The organism is Cellvibrio sp., assembly GCF_046347455.1.
Taxonomy (GTDB): Bacteria; Pseudomonadota; Gammaproteobacteria; order Pseudomonadales; family Cellvibrionaceae; genus Cellvibrio.
Map to the genome: position 1 here is coordinate 530,390 of NZ_JAXMGC010000001.1, position 18,468 is coordinate 548,857.

Annotated in this window: 20 protein-coding genes and 1 tRNA gene; 5 read left to right on the forward strand and 16 right to left on the reverse strand. The window is 44.4% G+C overall.

Annotated features, from left to right (window positions below):
* Positions 1-32: 32 nt before the first annotated feature.
* The 3 genes from U1F02_RS02390 to U1F02_RS02400 all read right to left on the reverse strand — a co-directional run bounded on the left by U1F02_RS02390 (position 33) and on the right by U1F02_RS02400 (position 2,777).
* Positions 33-1,004, reverse strand: coding sequence for an efflux RND transporter periplasmic adaptor subunit (locus tag U1F02_RS02390; protein ID WP_409988748.1), 972 nt, complete (start codon positions 1,002-1,004; stop codon positions 33-35).
* Positions 1,001-2,302: a TolC family protein gene (locus U1F02_RS02395; RefSeq protein WP_409988749.1), complete on the reverse strand. Its 1,302-nt coding sequence runs from the start codon at positions 2,300-2,302 to the stop codon at positions 1,001-1,003. Before U1F02_RS02395 ends, U1F02_RS02390 begins: the two co-directional genes overlap by 4 nt.
* 88 nt (positions 2,303-2,390) lie before the next feature.
* Positions 2,391-2,777: a hypothetical protein gene (locus U1F02_RS02400; protein WP_409988750.1), complete on the reverse strand. Its 387-nt coding sequence runs from the start codon at positions 2,775-2,777 to the stop codon at positions 2,391-2,393.
* Positions 2,778-3,105: 328 nt separating this feature from the next.
* Between U1F02_RS02400 and U1F02_RS02405 the strand changes: the two genes are divergently transcribed.
* The 4 genes from U1F02_RS02405 to U1F02_RS02420 are packed head-to-tail and all read left to right on the forward strand — an operon-like array spanning position 3,106 to position 7,466.
* Complete coding sequence (locus U1F02_RS02405; RefSeq protein WP_409988751.1) at positions 3,106-4,200, forward strand: patatin-like phospholipase family protein; 1,095 nt, start codon at positions 3,106-3,108, stop codon at positions 4,198-4,200.
* A 19-nt stretch (positions 4,201-4,219) separates the two neighbouring features.
* A complete protein-coding gene (locus tag U1F02_RS02410; protein ID WP_409988752.1) occupies positions 4,220-5,263 on the forward strand; it encodes a cyclic GMP-AMP synthase DncV-like nucleotidyltransferase in 1,044 nt (347 codons plus the stop codon).
* Positions 5,263-6,969 carry a ThiF family adenylyltransferase gene (locus U1F02_RS02415; RefSeq protein WP_409988753.1) on the forward strand — a complete coding sequence of 569 codons (1,707 nt, stop codon included), beginning with the start codon at positions 5,263-5,265 and terminating at the stop codon, positions 6,967-6,969. The genes U1F02_RS02410 and U1F02_RS02415 overlap by 1 nt, the downstream gene beginning before the upstream one ends.
* A gap of 23 nt (positions 6,970-6,992) precedes the next feature.
* Complete coding sequence (locus U1F02_RS02420; protein ID WP_409988754.1) at positions 6,993-7,466, forward strand: Mov34/MPN/PAD-1 family protein; 474 nt, start codon at positions 6,993-6,995, stop codon at positions 7,464-7,466.
* 363 nt (positions 7,467-7,829) lie between these two features.
* On the opposite strand, the gene U1F02_RS02425 is transcribed toward U1F02_RS02420, so the two are convergent.
* Positions 7,830-8,021 carry a hypothetical protein gene (locus tag U1F02_RS02425; protein WP_409988755.1) on the reverse strand — a complete coding sequence of 64 codons (192 nt, stop codon included), beginning with the start codon at positions 8,019-8,021 and terminating at the stop codon, positions 7,830-7,832.
* On the opposite strand from U1F02_RS02425, the gene U1F02_RS02430 reads away from it, so the two are divergent.
* Positions 7,985-8,071: transfer RNA gene (locus U1F02_RS02430), tRNA-Leu, on the forward strand. The genes U1F02_RS02425 and U1F02_RS02430 overlap by 37 nt on opposite strands.
* A 103-nt stretch (positions 8,072-8,174) precedes the next feature.
* Here U1F02_RS02430 and flhB read toward each other — a convergent pair.
* The 12 genes from flhB to U1F02_RS02490 all read right to left on the reverse strand — a co-directional run bounded on the left by flhB (position 8,175) and on the right by U1F02_RS02490 (position 18,360).
* A complete protein-coding gene (gene flhB, locus U1F02_RS02435) occupies positions 8,175-9,305 on the reverse strand; it encodes a flagellar biosynthesis protein FlhB (protein ID WP_409988756.1) in 1,131 nt (376 codons plus the stop codon).
* Positions 9,306-10,091, reverse strand: a complete 786-nt coding sequence (gene fliR / locus U1F02_RS02440; RefSeq protein ID WP_409988757.1) for a flagellar biosynthetic protein FliR — start codon at positions 10,089-10,091, stop codon at positions 9,306-9,308. It abuts the gene before it with no gap.
* Between the two features lie 15 nt (positions 10,092-10,106).
* Complete coding sequence (fliQ, locus tag U1F02_RS02445) at positions 10,107-10,376, reverse strand: flagellar biosynthesis protein FliQ (RefSeq protein WP_409988758.1); 270 nt, start codon at positions 10,374-10,376, stop codon at positions 10,107-10,109.
* 10 nt (positions 10,377-10,386) lie between these two features.
* Positions 10,387-11,226 carry a flagellar type III secretion system pore protein FliP gene (gene fliP / locus U1F02_RS02450; RefSeq protein ID WP_409988759.1) on the reverse strand — a complete coding sequence of 280 codons (840 nt, stop codon included), beginning with the start codon at positions 11,224-11,226 and terminating at the stop codon, positions 10,387-10,389.
* 9 nt (positions 11,227-11,235) lie between these two features.
* Positions 11,236-11,850, reverse strand: coding sequence for a flagellar biosynthetic protein FliO (fliO, locus tag U1F02_RS02455; protein WP_409988760.1), 615 nt, complete (start codon positions 11,848-11,850; stop codon positions 11,236-11,238).
* Between the two features lie 24 nt (positions 11,851-11,874).
* Positions 11,875-12,276 carry a flagellar motor switch protein FliN gene (gene fliN / locus U1F02_RS02460; RefSeq protein WP_409988761.1) on the reverse strand — a complete coding sequence of 134 codons (402 nt, stop codon included), beginning with the start codon at positions 12,274-12,276 and terminating at the stop codon, positions 11,875-11,877.
* The gene (fliM, locus tag U1F02_RS02465; RefSeq protein WP_409988762.1) at positions 12,263-13,273 is read right to left on the reverse strand and encodes a flagellar motor switch protein FliM; all 1,011 of its coding nucleotides are present in this window, start codon (positions 13,271-13,273) and stop codon (positions 12,263-12,265) included. Before fliM ends, fliN begins: the two co-directional genes overlap by 14 nt.
* A gap of 23 nt (positions 13,274-13,296) precedes the next feature.
* Positions 13,297-13,914 (reverse strand): flagellar basal body-associated FliL family protein, encoded by a 618-nt coding sequence (locus tag U1F02_RS02470; protein WP_409988763.1) that lies wholly within the window; start codon positions 13,912-13,914, stop codon positions 13,297-13,299.
* 259 nt (positions 13,915-14,173) lie between these two features.
* Positions 14,174-15,757: a flagellar hook-length control protein FliK gene (locus U1F02_RS02475; RefSeq protein ID WP_409988764.1), complete on the reverse strand. Its 1,584-nt coding sequence runs from the start codon at positions 15,755-15,757 to the stop codon at positions 14,174-14,176.
* A 142-nt stretch (positions 15,758-15,899) separates the two neighbouring features.
* A complete protein-coding gene (locus tag U1F02_RS02480) occupies positions 15,900-16,244 on the reverse strand; it encodes an Hpt domain-containing protein (protein WP_409988765.1) in 345 nt (114 codons plus the stop codon).
* A 33-nt stretch (positions 16,245-16,277) separates the two neighbouring features.
* A complete protein-coding gene (locus tag U1F02_RS02485; RefSeq protein WP_409988766.1) occupies positions 16,278-17,984 on the reverse strand; it encodes a SpoIIE family protein phosphatase in 1,707 nt (568 codons plus the stop codon).
* A 70-nt stretch (positions 17,985-18,054) separates the two neighbouring features.
* On the reverse strand, positions 18,055-18,360 hold the full coding sequence (locus U1F02_RS02490; RefSeq protein ID WP_409988767.1) for an STAS domain-containing protein: 306 nt from the start codon (positions 18,358-18,360) through the stop codon (positions 18,055-18,057).
* Positions 18,361-18,468 lie beyond the last annotated feature (108 nt).

Sequence of the window (18,468 nt, forward strand, 5' to 3'; positions counted from 1 at the left end):
TTTTCCGGAAGGAAAGAATACTAATGCAGAAATTATTCATGTTCAGCACCGTCCTTTCCTAATTCAGCTTTGATGATGAAACTGTTTTTGCTGGCATAGGTTTCACCCGCTTTAACACCACCGAGAACTTCGCTGACCTCACCATCTGTACGGCCCACTTTTACTGGGCGCGGCTCAAAGCCTTTTTGTCCCTTAACAAATACAACTTGCTTACCTTCGTGATCTTGTAAAGCCTCATTACGAATCGTTAAAGCAGCAGTTTTTTTTGCAAGCACGACATCAGCATTCACGAAAAGACCCGGTGTCCATTCATGCTCAGCATTCGCTAATAACACGCGAGCAGTTAAGGATTGATTTGTACTGGAACCTAGGGCCGACACTGAAATAATTTCGCCTTCGCCAGTAAGGTCACTTGATGGATTGGTAACTTTTACGGTTTGTCCAACACGAATTTTTGCAGCATCGCGAGGGAAAATTGCAACATCCACCCAAACACTCGAAAGGTCTGCAATGACAAATACTGTTTTATCCGTAGTTTGCTCACCAACGTTAATATGTCGTTCTGCAATGACACCACTGATCGCTGACGTAATCGAATAGGTTTTTAAGCTCTCGTTACTTTCAACGGTTGCTAAGACTTCACCTTCTCTTACAGCGTCGCCAACTTTTTTATTCACGGTGCGCACAGTGCCAACAAAACGTGCTGCAACACGTTGAATTTTTTCACCATTAGCATCGACCGTACCGTAAAGCGAAATCGTTTCACGAATGTCGGCAGGTCCAACTTGCGCAAGACCAATTGCCGCTGTTTTCAATTGCTCATTTGTTAAGGCTGCGGCTTTTTCTTCATGTTCTTCCGCTTGTTCCTGCTTAGCAGAACCTTTTGGTTCTTCTTTGGCTGCATTTGCCAATGAAATACCAATTAACGCAACGCTCAAAAATCCTATTTGCAAAAGATTCTTTGTAGATAATTTTTTTTGTACAACTTTTAAAAATGATTTCATGGATTAACCCCGGAATTTTGTGCGGTGGTGGCAGTGCCACTGAGACGTTCAATTTCAGCGCGCAGCAAATGCGCATTTGCCGCTGCATCAATTAATGCAGATTCGGCTTCTAACAATTCACGCTGGGCAGTACTAAGTTCGAGATAGCCATAGCGACCTTTGTCGAATGCTGCTCGTGTACCGCTCACCGCTTTTTTTAATTGGGGAATAACATCGTTGCGTAAGCTTTTGATTTCAAAAAGTGCAGCCTGACGCTCCTGGTAAAGACCTGCCAATTGCGCGCGCATTTGAAGCAATGCCACTTCACGCTCGTTATCAACACTTAAACGATTTGCTCTTGCGGTCGCGACTTCGCCCGCTGCTCGACTGCTTCCAAAAAGAGGGACGGTAACGCCAACAACGACAGCTGAATCTTTGCTGGCTTGCAGGCGACGTACACCTGCATTCCATTCAAGATCTGCCTTACGCTGACTGAGAGCCAAACGAACTTCCGCGTCTCTCAAACGTGCTTCGTTTGCAAAGAGCAGAATGTCAGGACTATCCGAAAGTTGAGTCAGAAGTTCGTTAAGAGGGAGAGAATCACCAGTACTGAGAAGATCGGCATTTACCGAGGTGAAAGTTGGTTCAGTAGTACCCCACATAGCAGACAATTTGATTCGTGCAGCATCGAAATTTAACTCCGCCTGCTTTAACTCAATGGCTGTGCGAGATTGGTTGGCTTGGGCACGCGCTAGCTCCGCATCAGGAGTATTCCCTGCATCTACTCGACGCTTGATTGATGCAGTTGTCTCAGTAGCAAGCGAAAGTGTGGATTGGCGTAAACCGAGCTGCTGCTGTGCGGTGGCAACATCAATAAAACGGCGTGTTACCTCTGACAGCAAATCCAATTCGATAATGCGTTGCTGAACCGCCAAGCCTTGCTGGCGCTCAGTAACGACACCCATACGAGCTTCACGTTTATCACCCAGCTCAATAATTGATGACAAGGCAAGCGTGACTTCGGCACTTTTGGTTCCGGAGTAATCACCGGTTCCGGCAGCGTTTTCAACCGTTGCACCAACCCGTAAAGCGGGTCTCAAGGCTGCGGTTTGAAGCTCTCCCTCAAGGGCTTGTCTGCGAAATTGGAAACTACTGAGTTGAGGGTTTTGGGCGAGAGTTGCCGTGACAGCATCCCGCAAAGATAACTTACTGCCTGAGGCAGTCTTGGTATCAGCCGTTGTTTGGGCTGAAACTTGAATAGCAGACGAACAGAATAACAAGGTCGCTATCAGCGCGAACCTGATTCGAAAAAGGGACATAATGAACTCCAACTAATGCGCAGATGCGCAAACACGCTACTAGCCATGTCGCTTAGCGAGCAAAAGCCAATAACACAACAAATGGAACTTAGTGGGAGTTTTTAGGTGGAGCGCGAAGCGGCGGGCGTAAGCCTGTTACGGTCAGCCAAGCTGAGGGCGTATTGGAAAGATTGTAGTGTTGACCACGGATAACGGGCCATACAAATACAAGAAATAACGCTAGTGCCAGAAAGGGTAAATCGAGGTTGAATACCTTGATCGCGCTGGCCTGGGCAGGGTTATTATCAACATCGATATGCACTTTGCCCAAGGCATTGTGATCAACATCTGGACCATCTACAACATCAAAATGAACCGATACTGGAGGCTCACCACCGTCAAAGCAATAGTGCCCGTGCATCCCGGTCAAACTGGCGATAAACCAGATGAGCAATGCGATATAGGCATATTTTTTGTGATGGACCAGTTTTTTCAAGTCAGCGTCTCAAATGGGGTTAGTACAAAAACCAACCATATCCTTTTTAAACGATAGTCATTTTTTGTCAGAAAGACAATCCGTTTTGAGAGAAATACCTGATTTAATCTAAATTTGGGAGAAATTAGATCGATTAAAATTTATCAGCTTTACAACGCAAAACTTCTGTTAAGTAAAGTTTTACGCAGTTATCGGTTACCACCTCGCCTCCAATCTCGCCAGATTGGTGCAACCTCGGCATAAAAATCATCTTTTTTTGAACAGAACGATTGAAATTCGACCAGAAGATCCCATATGTCGTTAAACGCATCACAAAATGGATCAATTGATGAATGAAAAACAGCCTTTTCGGGTCTTATGTCTTGACGGTGGAGGAATGCGCGGTGTTTACCAGTCCGCGTATTTAAACACTTTCGCATCAAGACTTGCTGGTTTAGATGGTGGAAAAACAATAGACGTTGGCAAGAGCTTTGATCTCATTGTAGGAACAAGTACAGGAGGAATAGTTGCCTGCGCGTTGGCCGCTGGAGTGCCATTACAGCAGGTTCGTGATCTTTATTACAAAGAAGGTCATAAAATTTTCCCCCATCAATTTATTCGCCATATTCCATTACTTGGAAGCCTTGCTATAAGAGGGCTTGGCATTGGTTTATCCGCAGGTAATGACGCTCTGAAAGCTGCGCTTAATACTGCTTTTAATACTCAAACAGTTGATGAAGTCTATAAAAAACGAGGAATCGCATTTGCAATTCCTACATTAGATATCAATAGACATTCTGCCGTCGTTTTTAAAACCCACCACCTATCTCGTTTAAATGGACGTGATAACTCCCGAACATTAGTCGATGTTTGTCTTGCAACCTCAGCAGCACCAATGCTTCGCTCTATGGCCAAACTCATCGAACCTAGTAGTGCAGGAACGTCAACAACCGCTGTGTACATAGACGGCGGATTATGGGCAAACAATCCAGGCGCTCTTGGAATGATTGAAGCGTGTGAAATTCTTCAAGATAGAAACGAAGTTCGACCTATCCATTTATTTATGTTGGGATCTTTACCCTCCCAAGGAGGCGAAGAAATTTCCGATGCAAAACTACATCGAAATTCGTTTGGTTGGGGAGTAGGTATAAAAGCTATTGAAGCAAGTCTTAATGCTCAAGCTGTTGGCTATGATTATATTTCATCGAAAATTGCATCACTTCGAAACGATGGAAGCTTTGCATATCGAATGCCCGCGCAATGCCCCTCAAATGAACTTAGAAACTATTTAAAAAATTTAGATGACGCACGACATAAAGCACTGAATGCGCTGGAACGTCAAGCAATATCCGATGTGGATTGGGCTTGGGCGCAAATGAATACTACAAATCCCACGAATCGCATGCAGTCTTTCAGGGATGCATTGATGACTACACTTAATTAAACAAAGAGGACTGATGCAAATGGCAGAGATAGATTGTAATAAAGACTTACGCGCTTACCACAATGAAAAAGTTACATTGGGTAAATCCGATCAAGATACGATGCGTAGTCGTCGCGATTCTGGCCGCACACGTTTACGAAATGGTTTAACCAGACTAGAGAAACCAGTACCAGAAAAAATTGAATCTCAAGGCTCCTACAGCATGAAAACCATGGTGCAGGATGACGCATGTGAATATGACATTGATGATGGGGTTTACTTCAAACCCGAAGATCTCACGTGGCTAGTTGTTTTTGAGCTATCACCCGCAGATGCACGTGCTCGTGTTTGTGAAGCACTGTCGGATGATGAGCGTTTGAAAAGTCCCGCTGAAGTGAAACGAAATTGTGTGCGCCAAACTTATCCGCAGGGTTACCATATCGACTATCCCGTTTACCGAATCAAAACAGAAACAAACAGCGATGGAAATGAAGAAGAATATTTTGAATTAGCAAGCGGTGATGACTGGGTTCGATCAGATGCACGAGCAGTTACGAGTTGGTTTAATGGTCACGTGACCAACCTTAATTCCGGTGAGGTTAATGACGGTAGCCAACTACGTCGAGTTGTAAGATACACAAAAAAGTTTGCACGTAGCGTAGCTGACTGGAAAGAAAAAACAGCATCAGGCATAACTATTACAAAGTTAGTTGTTGATTATTTCCAGTCGAGCGATGGCAGAGATGATCTTGCTATTCGAAATACTTGGAAAGCCATAAAGAAAGCTTTAGATGCTTCCACTGAAGTAAATCATCCCGTATTAAAAGACACAAAACTATCAGGAAAAGATGATGACGCAGTAACTTTTTTCAAAGATAAATTAGCTTGGGCACTCAAAGAACTCAATGTGCTCGATGAAAAGGATTGTTCGCATAAAAATGCGTTAGAAGCCTGGGATATAGTTTTTAGTGCTTCTTTTTTTGCAGCACGAGCTACAGAAGATACCAAGTCTCAGAAGTCAGCTTTTGTGGTAACACCCTCAAAAGTTTCAGAGCGTAATGATGATGGTGGTCGATTCGGTTAATGAATCCAAGTCAATCACTGCTCGTACAAAATATTGGAGCTGTTTTAAATAGCCAATTACCGGCGCGTTGGTCATTAGTTCCTACAACCAACGCGCCCAGTATTAAACGGTCTTTAAATCTGCTTGCGGCAATATGGCGTGTCGAGTTTATTGAGGGTGATATTACATACCCAAATGTTACCCATCTTTTTGTTGCTATCGACAATCAGTATCCTAGAACTCAGCCAATAATATGGCTGCCTCAATATGTGCATGGGAAAAGTAAACGTTGGCCGCACATCGATATTTATGGAAATCTTTGTCTTCCTAAATCATCTATGGCAGACGATCCTGCTCAGCGAGTTATTCAGCATCTTGCGTGGGCACAAAGCTTGTTAAACATGGATCCCATTAATAGACGCAAGGATTTTGCGAGAGAAGCTGCTGCTTATTGGGATCAAGCTCACGATAACAAAGAAAAAATTTATAGCCTGCTCTCTCTTAATGCAGAAAGCCGTTTAATCGTTTACTCAGTAGATAATCATCAAACTTTTTTTGCTGCAGATACCCCTGAAGAGCTTACTCAATACTTAAAAAATCTTCGTAGTACCGAGAAATCAGCACAAATTTATCCAGGTTACCTATTATGGTTGGATAGTCCTTGGCTCCCGGATGAATTTCCCGTATTTGGTAGCGATCTATTAAATTTAATTCCTAAAAATATATTAGATCAAATACTGGTGGCCGGAAGAGACTGCTTAATTGTTATAGGGGCAAAAACTGACAATGGAATTATTTTTTTGGCATCGTTATTAAGAAGTCAAAAACTATCGGAAGCCATGCGAGGTTTTAGAACAACCTCAAAACTTCCTACTATGCTTGTCCATAAAGCTTTTACTACAAAAAAAATTCTTAAAGCCAATGTGTCTAGAATTGATGGAGCTTGGGTGCATGGACGAGATCATGATCCAAACTATGAAACTTTACATCACAAAAAAGTGGTGATATGCGGATGCGGTTCGTTAGGTGCATCGGTAGCCCGGTTACTAGCGCAAGCTGGGGTGGGTACAATTCATTTAATCGATAATGATACAGTTGCATCTCATAATGCATCGCGTCATATATTAGGCGTGGGAAGCTCTGGTGCGAGCAAAGTAACATCACTACGAAAACTTTTGCTTGCTGATTTTCCTCACATGTTAGAAGTTACTGCACATCATAAAAAATTTGAAACATTAACGCAGCAAGAATTGGAGCTGATACAAGGTGCCGATGTAATTGTGAGCGCCGGTATCGATATTTCAGGGGACTTATTTTTGGATGAATGGAGAAGAACTCACAGCAATGAATCAGTACATGTTTGCGCATGGGCAGAAGCTTTTGCCGTTGCAGGACACGCCGTCGCCTTATTTAATGACGATAGTGTGAGCGCTATGTTTGATGAAAATATGGAGATTATTTTTAGGTCATGCGACGTTCCCGAAAGCGCGAACCATTTAGTTGCTATGGCAGGTTGTGGTGATGTATTTCAGCCACATGGTGCTATCGAACTTCAGTCAACCGTCAATATTGCAGCTCGAATTGTTATTGATATCCTTATGAATAAAGTTGCAAATTCAACGCGACGAACTTGGTTTGGAAATCGAGATGAAGCATTGCAGCGTAATCTAATACCTAGAGCAGACTTTAATGATGATTCATGTATTAAAGACTTTCCATGGCACTAAAACTATGGAGTTAACCATTATTTATGTTGGAGCTTAAAGCGGTAAATAGTAGCTTTACACAAAGTGTGTCAATACAAGCACAAGTTATTAAGTATCTTTCACAACATCGTCAATTACATGCAAGAAGTTTGGAGGCTGGTGGGCAATTATTTGGAGTCGTAGATCCAGATTCAATTATTATTACCTGTGCTACAGGTCCTTACTCAAAAGACGACCGCGGTCCACGTCACTATAGATCTGATGCGATGAGCGCTCAGTCTGAAATTAAGCAACAAGCAAAATTTGGTAATGTGTATTTAGGTGAGTGGCATACCCATGCCGAAAAAGTACCTAGAGCTTCTGGGCACGATATTGATGCAATGAGACGATTAATGAAGAGTTCCAATCTCGCCACAAATGGTTTGTTGATGGTTATTTTAGGTCAGGGATTGGATAAGGGGGGAATAAGTGTTTACTCGTACATGGATGGAAAGCTTCTCCATTGGGATATTGAGTAATCATTGCGAAAGCTTGCATATGGCTAATTTAAAAGCTATTAGATAGCTAAGTAATCAAAATTATTTATGGCATATATCTAGTGCTTCAAAAATATTATAACACCACATGTTGTGCCCAAAGGATACTTCCAATATAGTGCCTATCAAAGCGGATACTTTAGTCAAAAATATTAATGAAAAAATATTCAATGTATACGCTATATGATTTAGAGGCAGCTTTATTACTCACATTATATTGATTTATAAGGACATTTTATAATGTATACGGATTTGCGTTAGATATAATGCCAGTAAAGTTCTTGCATAGCCCAGCAGCAAGATGATAAAGGCGACTTTCGAGTCGCCTTTTTTATTTTCGGAAGATCAAAGAATCAGGAGCGAAGCCTTTAAAATAAACGGCTTGTCCGATAAACCAACGAGCTGACGGCTTTTCAGGCGTCCACTGAAAATACCTTGGAAAAAACGAAAAATATCGTTGACGCCGCAAAACTCGTTGATATAATGCGCCCACTTTCTTTGCCAGTGTGGCGGAATTGGTAGACGCACCGGATTCAAAATCCGGCGCCCTTAAAAGCGTGTCGGTTCGAGTCCGACCACTGGTACCACATTAAACTGACAACTACCAATGTCGGTTAAACAAAAAAGCCGCTTAATTGCGGCTTTTTTGTTTTTGCCCTCTTTACTCCCACTCAGAGTTTTCCAAGTTCGCTAATCAAAATACATATCTTTTGGCACTGTGATGTTGCTTGGGTAACGTGGCTTTTGGCCGCGACCTTTGCGGTAGGTGCGCAACTGGAAGACGTAGGCGAGCACTTGGGCTACGGCTAAATAAAGGCCGGATGGAATTTCCTGATCTAATTCCGTTGTATGGAATATCGCGCGCGCCAACACGGGGGATTCGATAATCTCAACGCCTTTGGCTTTACCAATTTCGCGAATTTTAAGCGCGATATTATCGCCGCCCTTAGCCAGCAAAATCGGCGTTGCCATAGTTTCAGGATTATATTTGAGTGCAACTGCATAGTGCGTAGGGTTGGTAATAATGACATCTGCGCTGGGAACATTTGACATCATCCTGCGTTGCGCCATTTCACGCTGCAGCTGACGAATACGGCCTTTGACTTCTGGCTTACCATCTGTGTCTTTTGCTTCGTCCTTCACCTCCTGTTTAGACATTTTTAATTTTTTGTTGTATTCAAAAATCTGTAGCGGCACATCAAAGGCTGCAATAATTAATGTGCACGCGGACAATGCAATTAATGCGTAGCCGCTAATTTTTGTAGAGTGGATGATGGCGGAATTAATTGATTCATCGCTCATGCGAAACATGGGTTGCGCGTAAAACTTCAACAGAAAAACGGTTGCCCCCAAAATGATGCTGACCTTTGCAGTCGATTTGAGCAACTCAACAAGCGATTTCATCGAGAACATGCGCTTTAAGCCAGCCATAGGATCCATACGACTGAGTTTGGGCATCATGGCATCAGCACTGAATAACCACCCCCCCAGAGCGATTGGGCCGATAATGGACGCTAGTATCATAATGGCCATAAATGGGCCCATGCTGAGTAGTCCCTGAAACAAGGCCGACACAAAATGGCCAATCATGGCATTGGGATCAAAAATTGTTTCGCGCGACAGCACAAAATTCACGCGCATCATGTCTACAAATTTTCCGCCCATAAAATCGGCGTAGTAAAGCAAAGCTATAGAGCCTAATAGCAATACAACGGAAGTTGTAAGGTCACGCGAGCGAGGCACCTGCCCTTCTTCGCGCGCCTTCTCAATCTTTCGGCCACTGGCCTCTTCCGTCTTTTCCTGACTATCGTCTTCTGCCATTTAGCGTGCTCCCATCAAGGTATTAGCAGCAGCCAAACCTTCATCAATAATTTGATAGAAAAGTGGCAAGAAATTTGACAGCGAATACCACATCAAAATAAAACCGAACATTAATGTGATAGGAAAACCTACGTTCAAAATGTTGAGTTGTGGCGCGGAACGCCCCATAACTCCGAAGGATAAATTAACGATCATCATGGAGGTAAATAGCGGCAAACTTATTAGGAGCGCCGCGGCGAACATCCACGAAAACAAATGCACAATTAACAGGTAATCATCGGACGTAAGCCCGGGTCCACCGATAGGAAAAGTTGTAAAGCTATTAACGATCATATTAATAACAGCCAAATGACCGTTGATTGCTAAAAACAACAACGTGGACAACAGCAAATAAAACTGGGAAAGCACTGTCACACTCACACCGCTTGAAGGGTCGTTCTGCGCGGCAAATCCCAACCCCAGTTTTAATGCAATCAACTGACCGGCCAGTACGAATACGTGCATCACAATTTGTAATGAAAAACCTAACGCCAAGCCGATGATGATTTCTTTCGCAACCATTAGCATTCCTTGCAGCGAAAAAAATGAAACAACCGGGGCATTGGGTAAGAGCGGAACGACAAGCAAAGCGGTAAACAAGGTTAACAAGAGGCGAACACGAGCAGGAACTGTGCGAGCACCGATGATAGGAACCGCGAAATAAAACGCGCTAATACGAATTAGCGGCCATAAATATTGACCGATAAATTGATTAATTTGCGCTTCACTAACAACGAGTTCTTGCATGTTGTGATATCAACATTAGCCGATGAGCGTGGGTATATTGGTATAAAGCCGCGTAAACAAATCCATAAATTTGGTAATAATCCAAGGCCCCGCCATACCTATAGTCGCAATAGTCATTATCAACCGCGGGAGAAAACTGAGTGTTTGCTCGTTAATTTGCGTAGCCGCTTGAAACATGCTCACAATTAAACCGACAATCAGACTTGGGCCAACAATTACCAACACGAGCAAAACGGTGAGATATAAAGCCTCGGAAAATAAATCCATTGCAACTTCGGGTGTCATATAACCTCCGTTAAACCCCGTAACTGGCGGCCAGTGTCCCAACAATCATTGCCCATCCATCAACCAACACAAACAGCATGATCTTAAACGGGAGTGAAATAATGAGTGGTGACAACATCATCATACCCATGGCCATAAGCACGCTGGAAACGACAATATCAATAACCAGAAATGGAATAAAAATAATAAACCCAATTTGAAAGGCAGTTTTTAGTTCACTGATAATAAATGCAGGAATTAAAATATTAAACGGTGTTTCCTGCGGTGTCGCAATGGGAGGATGCTTAGCAATTCCTACAAATAAATTAATATCCGACTCGCGGGTTTGCGCCAACATAAAGGAATGGAAAGGCGCAGCAACACGCTCTATTGCAACATTGGCAGTAATCTGTTGGTTGATATAGGGTTGCAAACCGTCTTGATTAGCTTTGTTAAACACCGGCTGCATAATAAAAAATGTGAGGAACAAGGCCAAGCCGATTAAAATTTGGTTTGACGGCGATTGCTGTAAACCCAACGCCTGCCGCAAAATTGAAAACACAATAATGATGCGAGTGAATGAGGTGACCATCATCAGCAACGCAGGCAAAAAAGTTAGCATCGTCATGATGCCTAAAATTTGCAGCGTTACTGTGTATTCCTGAGTACCGTCTTTATTGGTTTTTACGGTAAGTGCGGGCAAGCCGGGAATTGCAGGTAGAGATCCACCAATATTCGCAACCGATGCAGGTGTAGCGGCGGGCTGATTAGTGTTTGCCTGCGCCCAGCTATTGGAGCTGATGAATACGAAAATTGTCAGTAGGAAAAATTGGGCAAAGCGCGAACAATTTCGCCATCCGTAAATAGACATAATAATTCCTTACGAATTAGATGTTGTGTTCGGGCTTTCAGTTGCAGATGAAGCTCCCGAGGCCACATTTTTCTGCTGCAACACCGCCATTAGCTTTTGACTGAAATCAGATGTTGCAGGCTGATTTTTTTCGGTTGACACCACAGGTTCATCAAAAACATGCAAGGTATTAATTTGCGTCGCGGTAACCCCCAAGAGTAGTTGCTTTCCACCAACATCTACCAGCATTAGACGCTCGCGCGTACCTAAAGGCATGGCTGACACAATTTTCATGGTGGGGTTATTTAAAAAACCACCTTGACTAAAGCGTTTTACAAACCACGACAATCCATAAATTAAAATCAAAATAAGCGCCAAGCCGCCCGCCAAACTGGTGAGCTGCGATGCGCTAGTTGTTTTGGTTGATACGGCTGGCTTTAACGGCGCAGCAGATGAAACCGATGCAGGCTCTTGACCCGATTGTATTGCACTTACGGAACTGGCTGCTGAACTTGTTATTGCAGTTGCATTTTCGCTCGCAGTGGGTGAGGTAGCAGCGAATGAAAATGACGCGGAAAAAAGCAGACAACAAACACATAAAATACCGGCAGTGGATTTAAACAATGAGCCGGTAAAATTTTGCATAGAACCACCTTTATACGAATAGAATTAGCGCAGCTTTTTAATACGTTCGGCCGGGCTTATTACATCGGTCATGCGAATACCGAATTTTTCGTTTACCACAACCACTTCACCGTGGGCGATTAATGTACCGTTCACCAGCACATCCAAAGGCTCACCCGCCAAGCGATCTAATTCAATCACAGAGCCTTGGTTGAGTTGCAATAGATTGCGAATCGTAATCGATGTGCGCCCCACTTCCATTGAAATAGTGACTGGAATATCCAGAATAACCTCCAATTCAGGATTGGGGTTCGCCTTGATAGTTTCGCTTTGTAATTCTTCAAACGAAATGGGATTTGCGAGAGCTTCATCAGCAATAGCTTGCTCAGCCATTGCGGCTGCCCAATCGTCCGCCATATCGTCTTGATTAACATCATCGCTTGCCATGATTAACTCCTGGGGTACCAGTTACATTTTGCGCATTAGAGCGGTCAATGAATTCTTTAATTTTTAAGGCTAAATTGCCGCGATGCTGACCTAATTGCGTTCTGAACATGGGTACGCCATTTGCGGTCACCACATGAAAGTCAGGGAACTCAACAGGAATAACATCGCCAGCTTTTAAATCAACAATATCGCGCAAGGTAATTTCGCGGCGCACAACATCGCACTCCAATTCTACTTTTGCCGCGAGCACATCTTCACGCAAGGCTTTAACCCAACGCTCGTCTTGCTCATCGGTATCTGATTGCAAGCCGGCATCCAAAACTTCACGAATGGGTTCAATCATGGAGTAAGGCATGGTGATATGTAACTCACCACCACCGCCATCCAATTCAACGTGAAATGTACTGACCACAACCACTTCACTTGGACTAACAATGTTTGCCAATGACGGATTTACTTCGGAATGCACATATTCAAAGTTGATGGGCATTACCGCTTTCCAGGCTTCAGCCAAATCAACGAAGCCTTGGTTTAATACCATTTGTACTACGCGCAATTCAGTGGGCGTAAATTCGCGCCCTTCAATTTTTGCGTGGCGGCCATCACCACCAAAAAAATTATCCACCAATTTAAAAACAAGCTTTGCGTCTAAAATAATTAATGCAGTACCGCGCAAAGGCCGAAACTTCACCATATTTAAACTGGTGGGCACATATAGTGTGTGAACGTATTCGCCAAACTTTTGAATTTGAATACCGCCTACAGAAACATCGGCTGTACGACGCAACATATTGAACATGCTGATGCGAGTGTAACGCGCAAAACGCTCATTAATCATTTCGAGTGTGGGCATGCGCCCACGCACGATACGATCCTGGCTGGTGAGGTCATAGTTTTTAACCGCGCCGGGCTCTACCTCCGATTCGGTTTCTATGTCGCCGTCATCAACGCCGTGTAAGAGCGCGTCAATTTCGTCTTGCGATAAAAGATCTTGCACGTCTCGCTATCCTTTGTTCACAACTATTGCATTACGAACTGGGTAAATAAAACCTGTTCAATATTAGGTGGTGTTTTTTTCGCTTTGGATTTTTCGTCATCCTTTTCAGATTCTTTATCTTTCTCAGAGCCTGCCGCTTCTTCTTTAGCGATAATTTCTTGCACTGTTTTGAGTGCAGCTGCTCGCAATTTTTCCTTACCCTCTGCTGTTTGCAACTCGTCGAATACTTGGCTGCTCAATAACATAACCAATCCATTTCTTACGGCAGGCATATGGAGCTCAAGTGTTTTCAAAATTTCTGCGTCGCGATACATCAAAGTAATTTCTGTTTGTAAAAAGCGCTGCCGGCCATTTACATCGTAGTTCACAGTAAAATTAGGCTTCAACGGATAGTAAATTGCCGGTGCCACCACCTCAGCTGCTTCGCTGGATTCACTACTGGCCTCTTCCTCGCTCGCGTGTTTGGAACCCATCATTTTAGAGACAATAAAAAATGTCGCGCCAACAGAAACGAGCACCAGCAAGACTGCGATACCAATAAACATGAACAGCTTTTTCTTTTTTTGCTTGGCCTCTGCTGCGGCAGGATCAACCTGCTGATCTGCTTTGTCGTCTTTCTCTTCTTTTTTTCCAGCGGCCATGTCAAAACTCCGTCACTTTCTTTGGTTAATAGGGTTTGAGCAATAGCTATGCCAGCTATTGCTCACTAAAGAGTAGCAGCGGATTGTTTGATTGCTAGCGAAGCAGGTGGGGGATTTTCGCTTTCTTAAATGAAATTACGAACGCTGGTTGCGATGCAGTCAAGCTGATCACTTATGCAGCGACACCTTCAGCTGAAACGAGCTGTGTGGCGTTAGTTTGCATGGGCAAGCCATTAAAAGCCTCACCCTATTTAAAAAATTAAGCGTAGTGGTCAACCAGACGCTGCTGTTTAATTAGGCTCACCGCAACAGGAGTCTCGTCTTCAACCTTGTCCTGTTTTGCGCCCTGCCCGTTTTGATGTTGTGCGTCACCTTGATGACGATTGAATGACTTATCTGATACATCCACGTTCACCAAATTTAAACCTTGCTCACTAAACATGTCTCGCAGACGCCCCAAATTTTGATCGAGCACTTCGCGCGTGACTGGGTGATGACTGGTAAAACTTACGCTGGTTTGTTCCTGGTTGACGCTGACTTTTACTTGCATCGGCCCCAAATGTTCCGGGTTGAGGTTGATTTCTGCCGAGCTTACATTTTGAGCGGCAAGCCATAAAACTTTTTCACCGACTGCTTGGCTCCACTGGGGTTGCCCCACGGGAACTGAAACCGCAGTTTGGACAACAAAGGTTCGTGCAGCGGGTATTTCTGTGTTCCCCGATTGCAACCAAGCGTGCACCCCGCCCGATGAAGGAGTGTTGGCAACTGGTGCGGGCGGTGCTTGTGTTACATCGTCTTTTGCGTGGCCATTCGTTTGAGACGCAGCCTGTAACAATTTGTCGAAGCCCGTTGGCAGCTTGGCGGACTGAGACTCCTCAGACTCGCCATCCACCACCTCCGGCAAAGCGGATGCGGAAACCTCTGCCTTAACCACTGACTTCGCCTCTGACGAGACCGCCAACAGACCGACCGGCTCCCCCTCCAATTCCGTCGTATCAGCCGGGGACGCACTCAGGCCGGATGTTGGCTTTATCATTTGCGTTTGAGCCGCGCCGGCAGCCAAGGCGACATCAGTCGCTTGTTGCGTCATTTGATCCGGACTCAGTACTGTCTGCATGGGAGAAATGGATTCAGAGGTATTCTTATCAGTCAGAGCACCTTCTGTATCATCCGCCGCTGATGGTTCATTTGCTACCGAAGATTGGGTTGCAAGCTTATCCAGCCAGTTCGCCGAAACAGGTAAATCACCTTCTGTGGAATCCCCGGAACCTGCAAGTGACAATGTGGTGTTTGCATCCGCCCCCTCGCCCTGTTCGGGCTGAGTATCTAATGTCTCTCCCGCAGGAGACGCAAACGGGAGCGCGGCCATTAGCACGCCAAGTTCTGACGAACTGTTTTCATCAGTGGGATTTTGAGGAACTTGTTCAACAGCAACTGGAATAGCGTCGGATTCGCTTGGTTTGCTCTGCGTAGCTGCCACTTTACGCGCGGTTTTGAGTTCGCGAGAATTTGTGTTTTCAGTTTGAACATCTGAACTATGGTTCGACTTAGGCTCTCTGCTATGGCGAAGAGGTTGATCGTCTTTGGTTGCGCGGGCAACTTGCTTGGCGGCAGGCTTAGCAGATTCTACAGCCGATTCTGATTTATTCGACTGCGTAGTTTTTTTAACGGGAGGCTTGGCCGCCAGCTGGCGTTCCGCACGCGCCGATGCTTGCACATCGCTTAAACTCTGCTGAAAACTGGAAGAGGCATCTTCGCGATAATCGCGCTTGAGCGCAGGATTCGGTGTTGCAGTTGCTTGCGCTGATTTAAGGAAAACCATATTCGCTGAACTGTTATTCATTGCCGCAACCTCATTCTATTGCCGCCGCACAAGGGATAAAACGGCAACACATGGCCGCTTTATCAGGAGTTAGGCTTAGTTGATGAATTTAAAATAGAAAGAGCAAGGCGGGTGCCAAAATGGCAAATAACTTGATAAATAATTAGCGCAGATAATCCTGCATTTTTTGTTTGACGATAAGAAATTCAGTTTCAACGCGCGATACATCTCCTGCGAGCGACCCAAGGCTTGCATCCAACGCATTGCGCTCTATAACAGCACAGAGCGATGCCAAATGCACAGCACCCAAATTGCTACTACTCCCTTTAAAGCTGTGTGCAGTTCTGCGGATAGCATCCAGATTTTCACCACCAATCATTTGTTGCAGGCTTAGCAAGCGGTCGGTGGAGTCACGCAGGTAGGTTTCAATTAATAAACCAAAATCGTCCTCCATAACCTCTTTAAGCGCATTTAGCGCATCGTAATCCAAATGCTGTACATCATTCATAAGCAACCCAAGCAACAAATTATGCGACAAACATCAGTCGTCATTAGCCCATTCAAAAACGACTTCCACTTTATTACCGCAACCGTAATAGCGCACCGTTTTGCATAGCTTTTCAACCAAACTAATACCGCGACCACTATAACCGGTAATGGATAATTCTTTACCCTGCCGCGAACTGAAATCAAAGCCCTTGCCGCTATCCTCTACACGAAGTGTCAGTGAACCACCGTCAAGGTTCGATGAATAAGCAAAATAAATATGGACAAACCCCGTTGTAATTTCATTCAACAGTTTTTCACGTTGCGTGTAGTAGTTTGCAAAGCCTTCCGGCGTTTTTTTAATATCGCCACCCAAGCCTAACACCCCGTGCTCAAGTGCATTTGAGTAAAGCTCGGCTAGAATCGTGTACAAGCTGCCACTAAACCCGCGCAAATCGGGTTCTTCTGTGAGTATATTGAGCAAAAAAGGTAAAGGATCAAAGGTTTTAAAACTGGTCGGTTTCACTTCAAACCGCAATTCCCATTCCACTTGCCCATGCTGTTGCAATTTACCCGAACTGGCACTTGGTATGCTCAGATTTTCCGGCGCATCCATACAAATTTCTATCATGGATAGATCATCGTCTTGCTCGCCGGAGCCGATGAAGTTTTTGACGCCTAACAAAATTTCATCAAATGCGGTTTGGTTGCATTCATTCTCTTCAAACAATTGCAGAAGACGTTCTTCGCCAAACATTTCGCCCTGTGCATTGCGTGCTTCGTGGATACCGTCCGACCACATGAATACCCTGTCGCCGGAATCAAGATTAATGACTTGTGTATCGTCCTTAAAACTTTTTTCAGCGAGCACACCCAAAGGCAAATGTGTAGAGCGCAAAGGAATAACGGAGCCGTCTTTGCGGTAGACCATGCCTGCTGGCAATCCACCATTCCACACTTTTATACGTTTTTTTCGAAAATTAAAATCAATCATGGTTGCGCAACAAAACAATCCAACAGGCAGAATGGATTTCAATTTTTTGTTGATTTCGCGCAATACATCTGACATGGAAAAACCTTTGTTGACCATGCCATAAAACGTGGATGCCAAGGGCATTGCACCAATAGCGGCCGGCAAACCGTGCCCGGTGAAATCGCCCAGCAATACCATCATGTTACCGTTCGGGCGCATACCGGCAACGAGCACATCACCGTTGAACACCGCGAGCGACGACAGAAAATAACGTACATTGTTCGCGTTCAAACAACCGCTGTGTGCAACATTGTCGAACACTTGTTTGGCAACTGTTTGTTCTTGCAATAAACGACGGTGGTGCTGCGACAATTGATCTCGCTGCATGATCATGGTGTTGTGCAAACCACGCATACGATTAAAGGATTTTATTTTTGCTTTTAAAATAACGCGGTTATAGGGCTTTGATAAAAAATCATCGCCACCGGCGTCCAGGCAACTTACAAGGGAATCTGTGTCTTGAAGGGAGGTAAGAAAAATAATGGGGACAAGTTCATCGCCCGCCAGCTGTTTAATTTGTCTTGCAGCTTCAAAACCATCCAACTCTGGCATAAGCGCATCAAGCAAGACTATATCCGGGCGCTCCTGCCGATAGATATCAACAGCTTCCAAACCATTACGTGCAGAAAAAACGTGGTGACCTTCCTTGCGCACAATGGTTTCTAAAATCAATCGGTCTGCATCGGTATCATCGGCAACCAGAATTTTTAAATTGCGCAGATCATTCATAGCAGTCAGTTCCGTTTACCGTCCGTCCAGTCTCGCTACAGCTTTGAAACAATTCCAAGCGTTTTATCCGTCAATGAATGGCAAACAGCTGCTCAAAGTTCGATATGAGTAATATTTTTTTTACGTCTTGCGAGCAATTTACTATTTCAATATCAGCACGTTCGCCACCGGCGTGATCGCGCAACAATAAGAGCATACCCAAGGCTGAACTATCCAGATAGGAGGTGCCCTGTAGGTCTACCCGAAAACGGCTGGGAGTTTTGGCAAGCTTTTCGTAAGCGTTGCGGAAATCCTGATGCGAACTGAAATCAAAACGCCCTTGGATGTAGATGGTCAATTGAGAACCATCTGCTGAAACGGTAGACGTGATCGCCATAACTTACCTCTATCACATTGTCCAAATAATCATTATTTGTTTCGTGTATGCCTAGGATTATTGCCACCCACCACCAACGCCTTTGGAATATGGATAGCACTAGGTCTC